At 50.3% G+C, this 18,790-nt stretch carries 20 protein-coding genes; 3 read left to right on the top strand and 17 right to left on the bottom strand.

What is annotated here, in order from left to right:
• Positions 1-36 precede the first annotated feature (36 nt).
• The 13 genes from BN1044_RS09425 to BN1044_RS09365 form a co-directional block, all read right to left on the bottom strand.
• Positions 37-612 (bottom strand): UbiX family flavin prenyltransferase, encoded by a 576-nt coding sequence (locus BN1044_RS09425; RefSeq protein WP_072308452.1) that lies wholly within the window; start codon positions 610-612, stop codon positions 37-39.
• Positions 609-989: a helix-turn-helix domain-containing protein gene (locus BN1044_RS09420; protein WP_072308451.1), complete on the bottom strand. Its 381-nt coding sequence runs from the start codon at positions 987-989 to the stop codon at positions 609-611. Before BN1044_RS09420 ends, BN1044_RS09425 begins: the two co-directional genes overlap by 4 nt.
• Positions 990-1,295, bottom strand: a complete 306-nt coding sequence (locus BN1044_RS09415) for a type II toxin-antitoxin system HigB family toxin (RefSeq protein ID WP_072308476.1) — start codon at positions 1,293-1,295, stop codon at positions 990-992. It abuts the gene before it with no gap.
• Positions 1,296-1,527: 232 nt separating this feature from the next.
• The gene (gene purF / locus BN1044_RS09410; RefSeq protein WP_046457594.1) at positions 1,528-3,045 is read right to left on the bottom strand and encodes an amidophosphoribosyltransferase; all 1,518 of its coding nucleotides are present in this window, start codon (positions 3,043-3,045) and stop codon (positions 1,528-1,530) included.
• A 21-nt stretch (positions 3,046-3,066) separates the two neighbouring features.
• Positions 3,067-3,582 (bottom strand): colicin V production protein, encoded by a 516-nt coding sequence (cvpA, locus tag BN1044_RS09405; RefSeq protein ID WP_025797824.1) that lies wholly within the window; start codon positions 3,580-3,582, stop codon positions 3,067-3,069.
• Between the two features lie 277 nt (positions 3,583-3,859).
• The gene (dedD, locus tag BN1044_RS09400) at positions 3,860-4,672 is read right to left on the bottom strand and encodes a cell division protein DedD (protein ID WP_072308450.1); all 813 of its coding nucleotides are present in this window, start codon (positions 4,670-4,672) and stop codon (positions 3,860-3,862) included.
• Positions 4,673-4,687: 15 nt separating this feature from the next.
• The gene (folC, locus tag BN1044_RS09395; RefSeq protein WP_072308475.1) at positions 4,688-5,962 is read right to left on the bottom strand and encodes a bifunctional tetrahydrofolate synthase/dihydrofolate synthase; all 1,275 of its coding nucleotides are present in this window, start codon (positions 5,960-5,962) and stop codon (positions 4,688-4,690) included.
• A gap of 227 nt (positions 5,963-6,189) precedes the next feature.
• The gene (gene accD / locus BN1044_RS09390) at positions 6,190-7,098 is read right to left on the bottom strand and encodes an acetyl-CoA carboxylase, carboxyltransferase subunit beta (RefSeq protein WP_040046406.1); all 909 of its coding nucleotides are present in this window, start codon (positions 7,096-7,098) and stop codon (positions 6,190-6,192) included.
• A 400-nt stretch (positions 7,099-7,498) separates the two neighbouring features.
• Entirely contained in the window at positions 7,499-8,164 is a 666-nt protein-coding gene (locus BN1044_RS09385) for a DedA family protein (protein WP_072308449.1), read from the bottom strand.
• A gap of 92 nt (positions 8,165-8,256) precedes the next feature.
• Positions 8,257-9,096 carry a tRNA pseudouridine(38-40) synthase TruA gene (gene truA / locus BN1044_RS09380; protein WP_072308474.1) on the bottom strand — a complete coding sequence of 280 codons (840 nt, stop codon included), beginning with the start codon at positions 9,094-9,096 and terminating at the stop codon, positions 8,257-8,259.
• Between the two features lie 23 nt (positions 9,097-9,119).
• Positions 9,120-10,130, bottom strand: coding sequence for an aspartate-semialdehyde dehydrogenase (locus BN1044_RS09375; RefSeq protein WP_072308448.1), 1,011 nt, complete (start codon positions 10,128-10,130; stop codon positions 9,120-9,122).
• 244 nt (positions 10,131-10,374) lie between these two features.
• Positions 10,375-11,502, bottom strand: coding sequence for a 4-phosphoerythronate dehydrogenase PdxB (gene pdxB / locus BN1044_RS09370; RefSeq protein ID WP_072308447.1), 1,128 nt, complete (start codon positions 11,500-11,502; stop codon positions 10,375-10,377).
• A 108-nt stretch (positions 11,503-11,610) separates the two neighbouring features.
• On the bottom strand, positions 11,611-12,387 hold the full coding sequence (locus BN1044_RS09365) for an AraC family transcriptional regulator (RefSeq protein WP_072308446.1): 777 nt from the start codon (positions 12,385-12,387) through the stop codon (positions 11,611-11,613).
• Positions 12,388-12,539: 152 nt separating this feature from the next.
• Between BN1044_RS09365 and BN1044_RS09360 the strand changes: the two genes are divergently transcribed.
• The gene (locus BN1044_RS09360) at positions 12,540-13,469 is read left to right on the top strand and encodes a DMT family transporter (RefSeq protein WP_072308445.1); all 930 of its coding nucleotides are present in this window, start codon (positions 12,540-12,542) and stop codon (positions 13,467-13,469) included.
• A gap of 594 nt (positions 13,470-14,063) precedes the next feature.
• Here the strand turns inward: BN1044_RS09360 and BN1044_RS09350 are convergent.
• From BN1044_RS09350 to BN1044_RS09335, 4 genes are read right to left on the bottom strand one after another with little or no spacing between them, the layout of a single operon-like run.
• A complete protein-coding gene (locus BN1044_RS09350) occupies positions 14,064-14,570 on the bottom strand; it encodes a protein disulfide oxidoreductase (protein ID WP_072308443.1) in 507 nt (168 codons plus the stop codon).
• Positions 14,567-15,310: a DsbA family protein gene (locus BN1044_RS09345; protein WP_072308442.1), complete on the bottom strand. Its 744-nt coding sequence runs from the start codon at positions 15,308-15,310 to the stop codon at positions 14,567-14,569. The genes BN1044_RS09350 and BN1044_RS09345 overlap by 4 nt, the downstream gene beginning before the upstream one ends.
• 4 nt (positions 15,311-15,314) lie before the next feature.
• Positions 15,315-17,342: a protein-disulfide reductase DsbD family protein gene (locus BN1044_RS09340; RefSeq protein WP_072308441.1), complete on the bottom strand. Its 2,028-nt coding sequence runs from the start codon at positions 17,340-17,342 to the stop codon at positions 15,315-15,317.
• 52 nt (positions 17,343-17,394) lie between these two features.
• Positions 17,395-17,772, bottom strand: a complete 378-nt coding sequence (locus tag BN1044_RS09335) for a copper resistance protein (protein WP_072308440.1) — start codon at positions 17,770-17,772, stop codon at positions 17,395-17,397.
• A 202-nt stretch (positions 17,773-17,974) separates the two neighbouring features.
• Between BN1044_RS09335 and BN1044_RS09330 the strand changes: the two genes are divergently transcribed.
• Both BN1044_RS09330 and asr read left to right on the top strand, forming a co-directional pair.
• Positions 17,975-18,340, top strand: coding sequence for a DUF4186 domain-containing protein (locus tag BN1044_RS09330; protein ID WP_072308439.1), 366 nt, complete (start codon positions 17,975-17,977; stop codon positions 18,338-18,340).
• Positions 18,341-18,520: 180 nt separating this feature from the next.
• On the top strand, positions 18,521-18,790 hold a 270-nt coding region (gene asr / locus BN1044_RS09325), incomplete at its 3' end, for an acid resistance repetitive basic protein Asr (RefSeq protein WP_072308438.1).

Below are 18,790 nucleotides of genomic sequence, written 5' to 3'. Positions count from 1 at the left end.
TTGCAAAAATGCACTAATGTTGCACGGGTGTTACTACTATTTATGTCCACCGTCCCAGCGGGTAAACAGATCTTCAGGCATTTCAATATCGAACTGATCGATAACGCGATTAACGGTTTGATCGATAATGTCTTGCAGCGTTTGCGGGCGATGATAGAACGCGGGGACCGGTGGCATAACAATCGCGCCTAATTCGGCAGCGGTCGTCATCATTCTCAAATGCCCCAGATGCAATGGCGTCTCTCGCACACAAAGCACTAAACGACGATGTTCTTTCAACACTACGTCGGCTGCACGGGTTAGCAGATTGTCCGTATAGCTATGAACAATACCCGACAGCGTTTTCATTGAACAAGGCAGAATAACCATACCCGCCGTTTTGAACGATCCCGATGAAATGCTGGCGGCAATATCACGCGAATCGTGCACTACATCGGCTAAATTCTGTACGTCCCGCAGCTGCAGGTCGGTTTCCAATGCCAACGTCTGACGAGCGGCATTACTCATGATGAGGTGAGTTTCGATATCAGGCACACCCTGCAGCACTTCCAGTAAACGTACACCGTAGATTGCACCACTGGCACCAGAGATACCGATAATTAAACGTTTCATGAGTGTTGGCCTACTTTTGCAGATTTAATCAGGCATTCGGCAGGAATGCCAAACAGCGTGTGTAACCGTCGGATCATCGGTAACGTTAAATTACGTTTACGATTTAATACTTCGTACACTCGATTTGGGTTGCCAATCGCCGCAGTCAGATCGCGAACTGTCAAACCAGATTGCTCCATGCGAAACTTGATTGCTTCAACAGGATCGGGAAGATCAACTGGAAAATGTTTAGACTCATATGCTTCTATCAGAGTAAGCATAACGTCAAAACTATCCCCTTCAGGCGTGTTCGGTTTTGGAGGATTATCAAAAAGGGGCGATACCTCTTTCAACGCAGCTTTGTAATCTTGTTCATTACGGATGGGGCGAATATTCATCTACCACTCCATTTCTACACTGTTAGCATCAACTGCATCATATTGCCGATGTGTGCCGATAAATTTGATATAAATTGACTGGTACTGATAGGCAATAGCAACGACTAAACGATATTCATTCCCTTTGATATTGAAAACAACTCGGCGACCTTTCAGTACGCTGGCCGTCGAATAGAGGCGCTTAATATCACTTGGCATTGTCCATTCAGAGTTTTTTACCTCATCAATCCATGACCTTAACGGCTGCTCGACCTCAGGATACCGTTCCCAAAACGATTTCAAACACCCAATTGCGATTATCCGCATTATAACATCCATGATGTCCCATTTTAGGACAAGTGAACTATATCCCATATTGGGACTATGACAAGGCAAAAAAAAAGCCCGCATGATGAAAATCTACTTCAACGTAAATTTCTTCATGCGGGGTATTAGTGTATTTCTAATTTATGAGCCAGCTATCGCGCTGTCAATGCAAGTAAATGCGAGCAGCAACTAAGAATCGGATGCAAAACCCTAACTCTGCTTACAGTAGCAATTACCCTTCGTTATGCATCTCAAGATTCTCTGCCTCTTCCTGACCGCGAATCGCTTTTGCGTCGTCGCTGCGCAGGGACTGCAGGTAATCCAGATAGCCCTGATCCACATCTTTCGTCACGTAAATCCCGTTAAATACCGAGCATTCAAACTGTTCGATATCTGGATTTTCTTCACGTACCGCTTCGATTAGATCGTCGAGATCTTGGAAAATCAAACCATCGGCGCCGATGATTTTGGCAATTTCACTCACTTCACGGCCATGGGCAATCAGCTCATTCGCATTTGGCATATCAATGCCATACACGTTAGGGAAACGAATTTCAGGTGCCGCAGAGGCTAAATAAACTTTCTTTGCGCCTGCATCACGCGCCATTTCCATAATTTGCTGTGATGTGGTGCCGCGCACGATCGAATCATCAACCAGAAGCACGTTTTTATCACGGAACTCTGCGCGGTTCGCATTCAATTTACGACGCACTGATTTGCGGCGTTCCTGCTGACCCGGCATGATAAACGTGCGTCCCACGTAGCGGTTTTTGACAAACCCTTGGCGGTACGGTTTTTCCAGAATACGTGCAATCTCCAACGCGATATCACACGACGTTTCAGGGATTGGAATAACGACGTCGATATCCAGATCTTCCCACTCACGGGCGATTTTCGCGCCTAATTTCTGCCCCATGCGCACACGAGCGCTGTAAACGGAAATTTTGTCGATAAAGGAGTCTGGGCGAGCAAAGTACACATACTCAAACAGGCAAGGATTACTCTTCGGATTATCTGCACACTGGCGGGTAAACAGCTGCCCTTTTTCAGTGACATAAATCGCTTCACCCGGTGCAACGTCACGGATGAACTCAAAGCCCAAGGTATCCAAGGCCACGCTCTCAGAAGCCACCATGTACTCAACACGGCCATCTTCTAAATCACGCTTACCAATCACCAAGGGGCGAATGCCGTTTGGATCGCGGAAAGCGACCATACCGTGGCCAATGATCATCAGCACGCAGGCGTAAGCGCCGCGGATCTGCTGGTGCGTTGCCGCCACGGCAGCAAACACGTTATCGGACTCCAGCGGATAGTGATCAAAACGATCCAGCTCGTGAGCAAAGATATTCAGCAGAATTTCAGAATCAGACGTGGTATTGACGTGGCGACGCGCACGCTCAAACAGTTTCTGCTTAAGCTCGTGCGCATTGGTCAGATTACCATTGTGCGCCAAAGTAATACCGAATGGGGAGTTGACATAAAACGGCTGCGCCTCGGATGCGCTAGAACTGCCTGCCGTTGGGTAACGCACGTGGCCGATACCCATATTGCCTTGCAGGCGTAACATATGCCGTGCTTCAAACACATCTTTCACCAAACCGTTCGCCTTACGCAAACGGAAGCCATTATTGGCATCAATAGTGACGATGCCTGCGGCATCTTGCCCACGGTGTTGAAGCACCGTTAACGCATCATAAATCGACTGGTTTACCGGTGTAAAACCGGCGATACCGACAATACCGCACATGTTGTCATTTCCTCATCAGCGTTACCGGAGCGGGAGCGGAATAGAAGGCAAATGCTCCGGTATGAAACTCGACGTGCTCTGCAGGTAGTCAAAGAACCACCTGATGATGTAACTGAACTGCGGGATGAGCTGTGACTGTTTCCAGTCCGCACTTTGCGCCATCGAGGTAAAGGTATCCAAAAAGAACAGAATCGCTGAAACAATCAGCACCCCACGCAGCGCACCAAAACAGATGCCCAGCACGCGGTCGGTTCCGCTCAATCCGGTTCGCTCTACCAGCGAACCAATCACATAGTTAACAATGGCGCCGACAATCAACGTTGCAACAAATAAGATCGCAATCGCGATGCCGTTGCGCACCAGCGCATCTTCGAAACGAGTGAAGTAGACAGCGAGATAGGTGTAGAAATGGCTGGCGACAAAGAATGCTGCCCCCCACGTAACCAGTGACAACGCTTCTCGCACAAACCCTCGGATTAGGCTCACTAACGCCGAAAATCCGATGATGCCAATAATGACCCAATCAATCCAAACCATGACTATTCCAATTCAAGAATTGCCTCGGCATCCAGTTCGCGGCGAATTCTAACAGAAAAAGAAAACGTTTGCGTAGAGGATTTCCCTTCCTATTCGCAAATTTTATTCTCATAAAAATTTGACACAGATTCAGCCAGTACCCTCGGCTAAACCAACGCCCAAATGTATCAATCCAAATAGAACAACAGCCCTGCTCTCATTGCTGGGAACAAAGCTGCTGTAAAATCGAACGCAATTCATTGTTATGTGAATTGACGTTCTGAACGCCTATTGACCGCTATTTGCCGCTATAGCTGCGCACCTGACCATTCAAGCCACTAATGCTATTCAGTTCAGGCAGAGCAGACTGTAGTTTTTGTTTAGAGGCATCTGGCCCTACAAACAGACGAGTGATTTCGCCCTGAACCGGCGACGCCGGCACCGTATAAGCACGGTAACCAGACAACCGCAGCTTAGCCACAATCTCACTCGCTTTAGACGCATTACGTAATGCCCCCAGCTGTACCACATACGCTTGCCCCGCCGGTGCTTTTTCTTCCGGCACCGCCGCTGGTTTGGCTTGCTCTACGGGTTTAGGCTGTTCGACTGGCTTGGGTTGCTCAACCGGTTTTGGCTGTTCAACAGGCTTCTCGACCGGCTTAGGTTTAGCTTCTACCATTTTCGGCGGTTCGACTGGCTTCGGCTTCTCGACAGGTTTCTTCACCGGCTTAGGCTGTTCAACAGGTTTATTTTCTACCGGCTTACTTTCAACCGGCTTCAGTTCAACCATATCTCCGCGCCCTTGATGGGTATTAGGCGAAACCGCCGTGCTTGCCCCTTCACGGTCTTGAGTCGGCACGTTGCCGTTATCCATTGGTGCCTGCGCATTCGCACCTTCCTGCGGTGTCTGAGGCGTTTCGCTCAGAGGTTGAGTTACCGGAGGAATAACGTCTGTAGGATCATCCTCACCTGGCTTTGGCACCAGCGGAATAGCAGCAAACTCATCCTGATAATGTTTTTTCTGCCCGTCTAACAAACCGGGCAAAACGATGACGCCCAGCGCAACGATAATGACCGTGCCAACCAGTCGATTTTGAAACTTACTTGCCACTCGCTCTCTCCGTTTCTAATGATGCGTTTCTAATACCGCCATAACATGCGCAACGGTATGGAATGAGCCACAAACAATCACAATATCCTGTGGAGCCGCATCATGCATCGCTTTTTGCCATGCACTTTCGACGTCGGCAAACACGTTTGGTTCATCCAAATGTTCGGCCAAACGCTCTGCTGGAGCACCACGCGGGCCTTCCAGCGGCGCGCAGTACCAATCATCGATCAGTGGTTTTAAACACGCCAGCGTGCCCGCAATATCTTTATCTTCCAACATACCCACGACAGCACGTACCCGCCGTGGCTGCGTAGTCGGACGCTGTTCTAGCAACAGCTGCAAACGCCCCGCCAAATAACCGGCCGCATGAGGATTATGTGCCACATCCAAAATTAGCACAGGCTGCTCGCTGATAATTTGGAATCGACCGGGTAACTGCGCGGTTTCAAGCCCTTGGCGAATCGCCGATTCATCAACCTTAAGCGCACAGTGACGCAGCGCGGCCAGCGCAGTGGCGGCATTAGGCAGTGGAACCTTCGGTAGTGGAAGGTGCGACCACGTGGTGTCTGCATCCTGCCATTGCCAATCGAGCTGGGTGGCACTGAAGTTCCAATCGTGACCACGGCGATATAGCTGCGCGCCCTTTTCTACGGCAACCTCGGCAATTGTCAGCGGCATATCAGGCTCACCCACAATCGCCGGAATACCTGCACGGAAAATGCCTGCTTTTTCACGCCCGATACTTTCACGATCCGGCCCCAGCCAGTCGGTATGATCCAGCGCAATACTGGTCACCACCGCCACGCTAGGATCAACAATGTTTGTTGCATCTAAACGACCACCGAGACCGACCTCCAAGATCACCACGTCCAGCGCTGACTGTTTAAACAGCTGCAGTGCCGAAAGCGTGCCGTATTCGAAATAGGTCAGAGAGATATCGCCGCGCCCAGCTTCTAAGGCTGCAAACGAGCGGCAGTGGTCGGCTTCGCTGAGCTCTTCACCCTGGATACGTACTCGCTCGGTATAGCGCAGCAGATGTGGGGAACTGTATACGCCCACACGAAAGCCGGCGGCCATTAGGATCGATTCTAAGGTTCGGCAGGTGGTGCCTTTGCCATTGGTACCGGCAACGGTAAATACGGTAGGTGCAGGCTTGAGTAAATCGAGCTTTTCAGCGACGCGCTTAACGCGATCCAGTCCCAACTCAATCGTTTTACTGTGCAGGTGTTCTAGATAGTGCAGCCATTCGTTCAAGTTCGACGTGGCTTGGGGGATAGGGAGATTGTTCATAGTCATTGATCGTTCATGAGTCCCGTTCAAACCGGTTCAAGAAGTCAACAAAGCCCCGAATGGGGCTATGATATAAGACTGCTATACCCGTATGACGACAGGCTGCATATACATCGACTAAGCAATTTCCCTAGGCACATCACGATCGATGCCCTAGGTATCTACAAATTTGCCGACTTTCTGCAACCCGTATGGTGAGGGTATACAACCAGAGGAGGAGAAAAGACTTAGTCTTGAGTCTCGCCTTCAACAGGGATTTCGCGAACGACTTCACTGCTGACAGGTTCTGGTTGCCCTGTCATTTTAGCCACAAGGCTTGCCAATTTATCGCGCATTTCTGGACGACGGACAATCATATCGATCGCACCTTTCTCGATCAGGAACTCACTGCGCTGGAAACCTGCTGGCAATTTCTCACGCACGGTCTGCTCGATAACGCGAGGGCCGGCAAAGCCGATCAGCGCTTTTGGCTCAGCGACGTTAATGTCACCCAGCATCGCCAAACTTGCAGAAACCCCACCCATGGTTGGGTCAGTCAATACCGAGATATATGGCAGACCGCGTTCTTGCAACTTAGCCAATGCAGCACTGGTTTTTGCCATCTGCATCAGAGACATCAATGCTTCCTGCATACGGGCACCGCCGCTGGCAGAGAAACAAATTAGCGCACAGTTATCTTCCAGCGCCTGCTCAACCGCACGCACGAAGCGCGCACCGACCACAGAAGCCATTGAACCGCCCATGAAGGCAAATTCAAATGACGCCGCAACGACAGGCATACCTTTCAGGGTGCCTTTCATCACGATTAATGCGTCTTTTTCACCGGTTTCTTTCTGCGCCGCAGAGATGCGATCTTTATATTTTTTGGAGTCCTTAAACTTAAGAATATCCTTCGGCTCCAGCTCGCTTCCCAGCTCAACCTCACTGCCTTCGTCCAGCAAAGTATGCAAACGCATACGCGCAGACATACGCATGTGGTGATCGCATTTTGGGCAAACGTCTAGATTACGCTCCAGCTCGGCACGATAAAGTACCTGACCGCAGCTGTCGCATTTGGTCCAGACACCTTCAGGAATGCTCGCCTTGCGGGTTTGCGTGATATTACTTTTGTTAAGAATTCGTTCAATCCAGCTCATCGATGACCTTTCTGTTTGAACCTGGCGAAATGCCAGTCCTCTGTTCATGCCATTATGTAACGTTGTAGCTATAGTCTTTAAAATCACCGTAGCCAATCGGCTTTGGGATCAAAACGCTCAAGACTATACCCTATATATTTCATGGTGCAGGAAAGCGGCAAGCGCACAAATCCCGATAGGCTGACATCAGTCAGTGATTCGGATGAACGCGTGCGGCCAACACACCTGCAACGTGAAAGATGACGGATATACCAGCAGGAACAGACCATAAATGCCGTTCATTAAACCACAACGGTTCGACTCTGTGGATAAAAAACTGGTCGAACCGCGTGGAGTTTACATTTATTGAACACTCTGAGTGAACAATAAACACAATTTATTTCTCAACTGTGACAGCGACCTATCCGTTAGAGGCTGATTTTTTTGCTGCACGCTTGTGACGCCATACCTCGATCACACCCGGCAGAATAGAGAGCACAATAATCGCGACGATCAGCAGTTTCAAGTTTTCCTGCACCACCGGCACATTCCCGAACAGATAGCCGGCGTAGGTAAATAGCAGAACCCACAGCAATGCGCCAATCACGTTGAACATCGCAAAGTGGCGATAGGACATATGCCCCATACCTGCAACGAACGGCGCAAAAGTACGTACGATAGGAACAAATCGCGCCAAGATAATGGTTTTCCCGCCATGCTTATCGTAGAACGCATGGGTTTTATCCAGATAGCTACGACGGAAAATCTTGGAGTTCGGGTTGCTAAATAACTTCTCTCCGAACACTCGACCGATAGTGTAGTTCACCGCATCACCAATAATGGCCGCGGCGATCATTAACGCCACCATGGTATGCACGTTGAGATCGTTAGTGGGCAACGCCGCCAGCGCTCCCGCCACAAACAGCAAAGAATCTCCCGGCAAGAATGGCGTTACCACCAAACCGGTCTCGCAGAATAGGATCAAGAACAGAATGGCATAAACCCACACGCCATACTGTGCAACCAACTCGGCCAGATGCACGTCAATGTGCAGAATAAAATCGATTACCCAGTGAATGTATTCCATGGCACTTCACTCTCCAAATAACGCTGGCGGCATCCACCAGCCAAAAAACGGGCCGCAAAAAACTCATTAGCTCAAAACTAATCGGCTAAAAACTAATCGGCTAAAAACAGCGGCCCCATCGAAACCTTAGGTAAACCAAAGTGTTCAGGATAATCAACAGACACCAGATACAATCCGGCGGCCTTAGCCGTTGCCGCTGCCAACTTGCGATCTTTGGCCGCCAACAACTCAGCCATCCAGCTTTCAGGTTGATTACCACAGCCAATTTCCATCAGGCTACCCACGATATTACGCACCATATGATGGACAAAGGCATTGGCTTTGATATCAACAATCACGTAATCACCTAAACGCGTTACCTTCAGGTGCGACACATTACGCCACGGCGTTCGTGACTGACACTGTGAGGCACGAAATGACGTGAAGTCATTTTCGCCCAGCAGAGCCTGCCCTGCTCGCTCCATCCGTTCTGCGTCTAAATGATGGTAAAAATGCGTCAGACCACTTTGTAAAACGGCCTGACGGTAGCGATGATTGTAGATGACATAGCGATAACGGCGAGCCGTAGCGCTAAAACGTGCGTGAAAATCTTCGCTGACGCTTGTTACCCAGCGTACCGCAATATCTTTTGGCATATGGGTATTCACGCCCATCGTCCACGCCGCATCTTTACGCACAACATGCGTCTCGAAATGGACGACTTGTCCGGTGGCATGAACGCCAGCATCGGTTCGGCCCGCACAAGAGACCGTAATCGGCTCGCAGGCAACCTTACTCAACGCTTTTTCAAGGCACTCCTGCACGCTTGGTGCATCAAGCTGGCGCTGCCATCCTGCGTATTGGCTGCCGTCATACTCAATACCGAGCGCGATTTTATACACCGGTTTGGCTGGCAGAGCCTCTGGCTCTGCCGCTGCTACATTTACATCCATACCGGATAACGACACATCAGACATTAGTACATGTACTCCTGAATCAGGCGCTCCGCTGTTTCGATAGCCATCAAAGCGCCACCAAAACGCACGTTATCCGCGACCGACCAGAACTGAACCACATCAGGTGAACCGTAGTCATTACGCACACAGCCGATGCTCAGCAGCGGATTACCCGATGCGTCGCCCACCTGCGTTGGGTAATCATTCTCTTCGCTTAACTCGATGCTGTCTAAACGGCCAAACACATCGCGCGCTTCTTCAGAAGATATCGGACGCAGTGTCTCGAGGTGCACGGTTTGCGCGTGGCCATAAAACACCGGAGACTGGATCACGCTAACCGACATCGGCAGGCTTTCATCTTGTAAAATCTTACGTACCTGATCGACCATGCGACGCTCTTCACGTACGCTGCCCTGCGCATCAGCCACCAGCGGCAACAGGTTAAATGCCAGCTGTTTCTGGAATAAGCCTGGCTCGAAAGGAATGCCGTTTAGCAAACGGGCGCTTTGCCCTGCAAGATCGTCAACCGCCGCTTTGCCGTGCGCCGAAGCAGACAACAGGCTGGTAACGTGAATGCGAGACAGGCCAGCTTCGTCGGTCAACGGACGGATCGCCGTCAATAATTGGCTCACTAGGCTATCAGCGACAACCACGATATTGCGGTTACGATATTCAGACAGCGCCTGTGGGTTCACACTTGGAACCACCAGCGGAACATCAGGTTCCATAGCAAACGCATCGCTGCTATCAATCACTAAACAGCCCGCATTTCCGGCCTCTTCCGCATAGCGCAAAGACGCTTCGGTTCCGGCGACGAAGAATGCCAACTGTACCTGTGACCAATCAAACTCGGCCGCGTTTTCTACCAGGATTTGCTTGCCGTTAAAGCGCACAGATTCACCTGCGCTGCGCTCGCTAGCCAGAGGGAATAATTCTCCTACCGGGAATTCACGTTCCGCCAACTGTTCCATCAGTGCGCTACCTACCGCACCGGTCGCTCCTAACAAGGCGATATTCCAGCCGTCAGTCATGTTCTTCTCCAAAAGCAAAAATACAGAGCGCCCGACATCACTTGGTTAAGCAAAACGGGCGCTGGAAAACAAAACGTTGAGTCACTATGAACCAGAGCCCCTCCCAACCTCCCCTTTGCTTGGAAAGAAGTCGAGCTGAGATCTCATTCGATAAACTCGATAAGCCCCCTCCCCTGACAAGGGGAGGGTTGGGGTGGGGTCATTTCTCTCATCACAAAAGCGGATAAGAGCTAAGCCACACTCACTAGATTAATTCGGCGCTAAACCCCAGCGCATTCAATAGCTCAACGCTCGCATTGTCGTCACATTTCACGCATAACGAAGACCATTCACGGCGCTCCTGATAATGCTTACGCAGGCGGTCAAACTCACCGGCCTGTCCTGCAACACGACGCAGCGGCGCATCGTCGCGGCGCACATCATACACTAGATGCATCAGACGTTTGAGCTTTGCCTGATCCAGCGCACCATAAACGGTTACGCTCGCGATTTCCGGCACCGGTAACAGCTCGCTTAACGCAACGTGCTGTGGCTGCCCGATAAACTCGCTGTAGGCTTCAAAGACCTGTGTAGTGCCGCGCGCTTTGCCTTCCAAACTATAACCGGCGATATGCGGCGTACCGATATCAACCAAATCCAGCAGCGCTAAAGAAAGCTCTGGCTCAGGTTCCCACACGTCGAGGATCACGCTCAGTTTTTTACCGTTTTTCAACGCGGCCAGCAAAGCCGCATTATCAACAATCGGGCCACGCGCCGCATTAATCAAAATGCGATTTTCAGGCAATGCCGCCAGCAGTTCAGCATCGACCAAATGCAGCGTTTTGTCCTCACCCGTTTTATTCAACGGCGTGTGGAAAGTCAGAATATCGGCATCCTGAACCAATTTTTCCAGCGGATAAAATGTTTCAGCATCGCCCTTCGCCGCACGAGGTGGATCGCAAAGCAACGTTTGCACACCCAATGCTTGCAGGCGGCAATTCAACCGCGACCCCACGTTCCCCACGCCAACGATACCCACTGTTTTTTGACGCAGGTCGAAACCATCGCGCTCGGCCAGCATCATTAAAGCAGAAAAGACATACTCCACGACGGCAATGGCATTACAGCCTGGCGCCGCAGAAAAACCAATATTGTTATCACTCAACCATTTATCATCAACGTGATCGGTACCCGCAGTGGCAGTGCCGACAAAGCGAACGCCAGTGCCACTCAGTAATTCAGCATTCACCTTAGTGACCGAACGCACCATCAGCGCATCCGCATCGACCAACGCCTCGGCAGGCAATGGACGCCCGCGGACTGCCTGTACATTTCCTAAGCGGCTGAATAACTCACCCGCATAAGGCATATTTTCATCGACCAGAATTTTCACGTAATTCTCCCGCCGGCGCACTGCGCTGCGTAAATAAGAAAATGATTGAAGCGCTATTTTGCCACCAATTAGGGGTGGAGCCCAAATAAGTCAGCACGCTTTCATTGATTAACTGACTTTTCGATATCGTTCGGGCGTTGTGCCTGAAATTTGCTGGAACATCACAATAAACGCCGAAGACGAGCTGTATCCCACCTCCAACGCGACTTCCTGCACGGTTTTCCCCTGCTCTAATAAAGGCAAAGAGTGCAGAAAACGCAGGCGCTGGCGCCATTCGCTAAAGGACATGCCGAGCTCATTCTGGCAACGGCGAGATAGCGTGCGCTCGGTGGTGTATACCCGCTGCGCCCAAACGCTGAGCGGCGTGTTATCTGACGGGCAGCTTTCCAATACACGCAGCACCGGCGCTAAAAATTTGTCCTGTGAGGTGGGCAAATAGGTTTGATGAACCGGCGCCCGTTTCAGTTGATCCACCAAGACTCGGCAAAGGCGAATGTCCTCACGGGATTCCGGCAAAACCAGTTCACGCTCAAAGCAATCATCCACAATGGCATTAAACAGCGGGCTAACGTTAAGCAAACAGGCCTGCGGAGGTAAGTCTTTGCACAGTCGAGCACTAATATTGATAGTACGAAACTGTGACAGTTTGCGGTTGTAGCTTGAATGTTCAATGCCAACCGGTAACCAAACGGCAAATTTCGACGGCGCGAGAAAACGCTGGTCGCCAACGTTCAACGCCAATACGCCGGTTCTAATATAAATAAGCTGCCCCCACGGATGACTATGTGGCAGATATTCGGTATCCGCGTTGACCTCTTCGCAGCGGAAAAACAAGTTGCGTACCGAGCTCACCTCAGAGGTCGGAAATGTGCGCTGCTGAGCCATAACGCTTTGCCCCAATCACAGTAAGTGATAATTCAGTTTGTCTGGATTTCATTAAATTTTGTCTGGTTATCACTATATCTAATAAACCAGACACGCGTAAACTAACGCTCGTCGCCACTGTTGTCGACAATAATGTTTTGAGAAGAAATATCATGAATGCACTGTTTCCACTTTTTGCCGTACTGATTTGGTCAATCAACGCCATTGTCAGTAAGGTTTCGGCTGGCGCTATCGATCCAGCGGCCATCTCATTTTATCGTTGGGTGTTAGCGTTGTTAGTACTGACGCCTTTTGTACTGCCCGGCGTGATTCGCAACCGAAAGGCCATTCGACCGCATCTTGGAAAATTACTGATTCTGGGGTTGCTCGGCATGGTGCTGTATCAAAGCTTGGCTTATTACGCCGCACACAGCGTCAGCGCCTTGTTTATGGGTATTTTAAGCTCCCTTATCCCGCTGTTAACGGTGTTGATCAGCATTTGGCTGCTACGTATTGTTCCCACCGTCGGTATCGCACTGGGTAGCGTGATGTCATTCTTTGGCCTCGTGTGGCTGGTGAGCGGAGGTAATCCACAACAGCTGCTGACTCACGGCATTGGCTCTGGCGAGTTGATGATGTTCGCTGCCTCGGCTTCTTACGCACTCTATGGTGTATTAACCAAACGCTGGAATATCAATTTACCCAACTGGCAGTCGCTTTATATTCAGATCGTCTTTGGTGTGTTGCTATTAATCCCTAACTTTATGCTGACCGACAATGTAAGTTTGAACGCGCAAAATATTCCATTGGTTCTGTTTGCCGGTATTCCTGCTTCGATTATTGCGCCTTTCCTGTGGATCCAAGGCGTCGTGCGATTAGGCGCTAACAAAGCGTCTATCTTTATGAATCTAACGCCGGTATTCACCGCCATCATTGCCGTATCGTTCCTGCACGAACAGCTGCATAGCTATCATCTGATCGGCGGCGGTATTGCCCTGCTCGGCGTGGTAGTCGCTCAGCGCCTGCGTACTCCGCTAACGCGTAAAAAAAAATCTGAAAGCGTGAATAACACAGAGAAGGACGTTTGCTCGTCGGCTGATTAACCTAAGTGTTACTTTGTTTAGATTTAGCACGGTGAAAGGTTTCGGACGCCGGTCGCATATGCTGATATTGGTGAAAGGTTTCGTACGCCAATTAGCAAATACATTTCTATGAAACCACTGGCGTTGGCGTCCGATGAGAGTCCCGTTGCGCGGGGACTCTCAACTCGCGCGCTTTTAACTGAGTCGTTTGACCGACCGGTCTCGGAGCGCACGTCCTGTGCGCCCTCAACCTGCCACCAGCATCCCTGCTGGCGGCTCTAAAATGCTTTCTTTAAACATAAAAAAGACAAAAGACATTTCTGTCTTTCTTATCTTTTAAATTGTTTAAGCCTTGGCAGTTAGAGCAGTGGAAACAGGAGGTTTCCACAAGGGGAGGAGGCGCCAGGGATGGCGCATGCCGACCCGGCGCGGAGATGGCATTGCGGATAAAAGAGCGCGGGTTAAGGGTGGGCGCTCTGGCCCACCCTTATCGGACGCCTTAGACTTAGTTTGTATGTGAATACCGGTGCTGATAGGCGGTCGAAACCTTACACCGTAAGCTCACAGATGATCGGCGGTCTAAACCTTACATCTATCCAGCATACGAAACCCTACTCACCCACTAAAGCCCGCCCACCACATCCTCATTTTGATCCCCCAACCGCTGCTCCATCCGCTGGTGCTACTCACCATGTTGCCTTTATCAAGGATCACAAACGTTGGCGTCGCGCCAATGTCCCACTCTGCCCCCATGCGCCCCAACCGATCGTTCACAACAGGGAAAGTTAAGCCTTTCGCCGCCATGCCTCGCATCAGACGTTCATCATCTCCAGAGCGAATCGCGATGCTAAGCACGTTCACGCCGTCCTTATGGAGCTCTTCAACCATCGGTGAAGTTAGCTTGCATACGCCACACCACGTCGCCCAAAAATAAATCAGCAGCGGTTTTTCAGCGCTAAGCGCGGCTAATGAAACTGTTTGACCATTAACTAACGTGACATCAGGCAAATGCATCATCTCAGGCGGCTGTGGTTTGCGCCATTGATCCATTCCCCATGAGAAGGCAGCTAAAACCACCATAAAAATGGCCAGCTCCTTGGCCCATTTTTTTAGCCGCATCATGAGGATACCCGTGCTAATTCAGCTTTAACCACCTGCTCCAGATCGTCATAGCTAATCGCTCCTGGGATCATTTGCTGACCTATCAGCGTTGCAGGCGTTCCTTGTACCCCCATCACATCGGCCAAACGCAGGCTGCTACGAACTTCATCTAAGGTTTTGTCATCGATTTTCAGCCCAGCGTTATCCGTTGATTTTAACGCGCTCGCGATGCTGCTGTCGGTGTGATAGCCCTTTTTAGACATCAGTCGCTGATGTAGCGCGTCAAAACGTGCTGGGTTTTGCTGCCACAACGTCAAAGCATATTGTGCAGAGCTTTGTGACGTTTCCCCTTTGAAAGGTAAGAGCTTGATCACAATCGCAACGTCTGGATATTTTTTAACGATTTTCTCAAGCTGTGGATCGAACTGTTTACAGTAAGGGCAGTTATAGTCAGTGAAAGAAACCAGCGTAAGCTTGGCGTTTTTAGCCCCAATACGTGGGCTGGCTGCGTCGTTAAACAGTGCATCATGGTTTTGCTCAATCACTTTACTTAACTGGGCTCCGGCCTGTTCCGCACTCTGCTGCTGCCATGCGGTCACCGCTTCTTCCAAGATCTGTGGGTTATTCACTAAGGTCTCGCGTATTAATTCACGCACCTGATTCTGCTGTTCAACCGTTAATGGAGCGGCAGTAGCCGTAAAACTCACGGCAGCAATAGAGAACAACGCACTCTGGATTAGCATCGTTATTTTGGTTTTCATGGCATTATTCCTTAGCATTCGACAGCGTTTTAAGTAGGATTTGACGATCTAACAATGGGGAAAGCACCTCACCGTTTGGCAGGTTTGGACCATAAATTTGATTAAACGGAACCGCGACTGCGCCGCGTTGTTGAAGGAATTGATTAATCGCAGATGATGGCGTCGTCCAGTCACCTCGTAGAGCCACAACATCAGGTTCATTCAACGCCTTCTGCACATCATCGCGTAGTAATACGTTGTATTTATTCGCTTTACAGGTCACACACCAGTCTGCCGTAACATCAACAAACACCCTTTTGTTCTGGCTTAACGCCTGTGAAATAGCCTCTTCACTTAAAGGCTGCCACTGCACACTATCGGTCATTGGCGTGCGCCAATGTTCGGCGGTTAACGACCCCGCCGCTAGCGTCGCGCCAGTCAGCAAGAGCAATATCGCTCCCCAGATCAGCAACTGCCGACGTCCGTAATGAATTCCCGTTAGGATCAGCAATACCACCAGCAGCGCTGCACAAAGAGACCACGCAGCCAGTATTCCGACATGCGCTGTGAGCAGGCTAATCAGCCACAGGCTTGAGGCCAGCATCATCATCCCCAGCACGATGCGTAAACGGTTCATCCATTGTCCTGGCTTCGGCAGCATTTTTGCAGCGATCGGGAAAGCGGCAATCAGCAGCCACGGCAAACTCATACCAATACCCAAAGCCGTAAACACTAGCCAGAGATCGGTCATCGGTGCCGCCAGCGCAAACGCCAGTGCCGTACCTAAGAATGGCGCAGAGCAAGGCGTGGCTAATAACGTGGCGAAAACACCCTGCCAAAAATGGCTGCTGTTACCGTTGCCTCCGGCTGTTGCTATCCGCGTGGTGGTATTGCTGCCTAGGCGAATGGAAAAGAAGCCGAGCAAGTTGGCACTAAATAATGCCGTGACCACCACCATCAGTCCGATAAACCACGGACTTTGGAATTGGATCCCCCAACCAACCGCTCTCTGGCTTAGCCTCAACGCCGTCATCACACCGGCTAATGCCCAAAACGACACGAGAATACCGGCGGCCGAGGCCATAAATTGGCGACGAACGACCCGACTTTCACGGTTCTCCAGCTGCAGCACGGATCCAAGCTTCATGGCCAAAACAGGTAGAACACAAGGCATCAGATTGAGAATCAGCCCTCCTAGCAAGGCAAATAGGATGGCCGTTGATAGTGCTAAAACAGGGGTGACCGGAGCTGGCAGTTGATCGTCAACGGTGAGAATAGCCTGCTGGGCAATACCCGCATCGCTAAAGACCATACTTAGTTTTTGCCCGTGAAGATCGGGCGCATTGCCCTCCCAACCGTCGGTCACGCGAACCGTGGCAACAAGGCGTCTGCCGTCAATTTGGATTTTAGGCTTGGCAAAATCAGCGCCGTCTGGCACATCAAAGAAAACTTCGGGCTTTTGCCATCCCTCTTCTCTCTGGGCACTTACGCGCAGTTCATCGCTGTGATAACCGGCCTGAACGTGGTTAACCATGCCCTCTGCCAGCGGCAGCGTTCCCTGAGCGCGTGTAAAACCATGCTCAAATTCTTGGGGTGCCGCTTGTGTGAGATCCAAAACAAAAGGGAAATCGCTGAGCACGCAAACGTTGCTACAAGTAGAAAGTGTCAGTACACCTTGTAGCCGCTGGGCTGATGCTGGAATATTTACGTTGATAGGAAAAACGGTATCGCCGTGATATCCCTGAGTTGAAATGCCAGAAACGTCAAAGCGCTGCGGCGTTGGCCATCCCCAGTGCATACTTTCGATTGGCGTTTGCCATTTAATTTCTGGTGCAATACCACCCTCACCCGGTGAACGCCAATAGGTTTTCCACCCCTCATTAAGCTTCACATCAAGCAAAAGGCGCACCATACCGTTTTCAGGCTGGTTTGAGCTGATTCGGACCTGTGCATGGTCGTTTTGTGGATTCTGCAACCATCCACTATCGGCTGCCCAAGAGATGGGCAACCAGAGGCTCAGGCTGAACGCCAGCGCCCTAAAAAATAGGAACATAGATTTTCTCCAAAAATAATTTCGCTACGTTAACAGTTAGTTACGTAGAAATTTATTCTCGGAAAACACACAGCCGGAGATGTACTCGCAAGCGGGGCAAAGAGACCGCCCGTAGAGGGGGAATGAGTAATTGCAGTTGCCGCGCGGGCTCAAGCAATAAAGCAACAAACAGCAGCAGTGCAAAAAACAGGTGTTCAACCGCCATGCCGTTTGCCGCAAGCAAGGACTTGGCACTTAACTCACAGGGAGAAATGGGGCTTTCTTGGCTATCACCGATCTGTGAATCGCCAGTCATTTGAGTTGCCGTAATATCAGTGGGAAGGTATTTACTGAGCATGTGCATACCGGCCATGCGCTGAGTTGTACACGTTAGTACGACCAGACAAGCCAATATCAGAAACCACTTAGCCACACGCTGCCGTTCAACCATAAACCGTTTAAATTTCTCACCACCAAAAATAGATACGCCTTATCTTACCGAGTAAGCGAGGATAAACAACCCATTAGCGGTAACTTTACGTTTGTCTGTTTTATGCTGCTGGGAAAACGCCTGTTACGCGCTGAACTTGCATTTTTAACGCTGCTAGAGGATCGTAACCCCGTCAGTTACTCGTCAGATTTAGGATTTTGTTGTGTATCAGTCTGCTGAAAATATCTGGGCGCGCCTACAACGCTCCCCTTTTCGCATGAAGTTTCACCTCAACGCCAAAGACAGTGCCTACCTGCAGCAAAAAGGCACCGCGGTGATTTTATCCCATGCTTATGATTTTATAGATGCCCGTTTAGCGCCTGCGTTTCCTGACAATGATGGCAAACAAACCCCGATGCGTGGTCATCCCGTGTTCGTGGCACAGCACGCAACGGCAACATGCTGCCGGGGATGTTTAGAAAAATGGCATCGCATTCCACGGGGCAAAGCGTTAAACGAAGAAGAAAAACAGTACGTTGTGAATTTTATTGCGCACTGGATTGAGAGTGAAACCAGCGGCCACCCTTAGCGATTTGCCTTTCTATTTGCCTTTCTATTTACCTTTCTATTTACCTTTCAATGTACAGGTTGTACATGCCGTTACGTACCGACACCAAACACTTACGGAAAGTTGACATCCATCCTCCTATTATTCATTCACCGGCTCCACCGAGGGGCTTACGAAAAACAAATTCTTGAGGAATGGAAAATGAAAAAAGTTTTAGCTCTGGTTGTTGCTGCTACTATGGGTCTGTCTTCTGTTGCTTTCGCTGCTGAAACAACCGCTGCGCCAGCTGCACCGGCTGCGTCTTCAACGGCCGCCGCTGCACCTGCTGCCAAAGCAACCAGCACCACTCACCACAAAAAAGCGAAGCACCATAAAAAAGCAACCACCGAGCAAAAAGCTCAGGCTGCTAAAAAAGCCAAACACACTAAAAAAGCAGCGCCAGTAGCCCAGAAAGCACAGGCCGCTAAAAAA

Origin of the sequence: Hafnia alvei, from assembly GCF_900095695.1 — a bacterium.
GTDB classification, from domain to species: Bacteria; Pseudomonadota; Gammaproteobacteria; order Enterobacterales; family Enterobacteriaceae; genus Hafnia; species Hafnia alvei_B.
The sequence above is the reverse complement of the archived record's forward strand: the minus strand, read 5'-3'. Positions and strand labels throughout refer to the sequence as shown.

What these genes read in the sequence shown, in the direction of transcription:
- BN1044_RS09425 (WP_072308452.1), bottom strand. Translation starts at nt 612, where the DNA reads ATGAAACGTTTAATTATCGGTATCTCTGGTGCCAGTGGTGCAATCTAC.
- BN1044_RS09420 (WP_072308451.1), bottom strand. Translation starts at nt 989, where the DNA reads ATGAATATTCGCCCCATCCGTAATGAACAAGATTACAAAGCTGCGTTG.
- BN1044_RS09415 (WP_072308476.1), bottom strand. Translation starts at nt 1,295, where the DNA reads ATGCGGATAATCGCAATTGGGTGTTTGAAATCGTTTTGGGAACGGTAT.
- purF (WP_046457594.1), bottom strand. Translation starts at nt 3,045, where the DNA reads ATGTGCGGTATTGTCGGTATCGCCGGTTTTACACCGGTAAACCAGTCG.
- cvpA (WP_025797824.1), bottom strand. Translation starts at nt 3,582, where the DNA reads ATGGTTTGGATTGATTGGGTCATTATTGGCATCATCGGATTTTCGGCG.
- folC (WP_072308475.1), bottom strand. Translation starts at nt 5,962, where the DNA reads ATGAACAATCTCCCTATCCCCCAAGCCACGTCGAACTTGAACGAATGG.
- accD (WP_040046406.1), bottom strand. Translation starts at nt 7,098, where the DNA reads ATGAGCTGGATTGAACGAATTCTTAACAAAAGTAATATCACGCAAACC.
- BN1044_RS09385 (WP_072308449.1), bottom strand. Translation starts at nt 8,164, where the DNA reads ATGGAATACATTCACTGGGTAATCGATTTTATTCTGCACATTGACGTG.
- truA (WP_072308474.1), bottom strand. Translation starts at nt 9,096, where the DNA reads ATGGATGTAAATGTAGCAGCGGCAGAGCCAGAGGCTCTGCCAGCCAAA.
- BN1044_RS09375 (WP_072308448.1), bottom strand. Translation starts at nt 10,130, where the DNA reads ATGACTGACGGCTGGAATATCGCCTTGTTAGGAGCGACCGGTGCGGTA.
- BN1044_RS09365 (WP_072308446.1), bottom strand. Translation starts at nt 12,387, where the DNA reads ATGGCTCAGCAGCGCACATTTCCGACCTCTGAGGTGAGCTCGGTACGC.
- BN1044_RS09360 (WP_072308445.1), top strand. Translation starts at nt 12,540, where the DNA reads ATGAATGCACTGTTTCCACTTTTTGCCGTACTGATTTGGTCAATCAAC.
- BN1044_RS09350 (WP_072308443.1), bottom strand. Translation starts at nt 14,570, where the DNA reads ATGATGCGGCTAAAAAAATGGGCCAAGGAGCTGGCCATTTTTATGGTG.
- BN1044_RS09345 (WP_072308442.1), bottom strand. Translation starts at nt 15,310, where the DNA reads ATGAAAACCAAAATAACGATGCTAATCCAGAGTGCGTTGTTCTCTATT.
- BN1044_RS09340 (WP_072308441.1), bottom strand. Translation starts at nt 17,342, where the DNA reads ATGTTCCTATTTTTTAGGGCGCTGGCGTTCAGCCTGAGCCTCTGGTTG.
- BN1044_RS09335 (WP_072308440.1), bottom strand. Translation starts at nt 17,772, where the DNA reads ATGGTTGAACGGCAGCGTGTGGCTAAGTGGTTTCTGATATTGGCTTGT.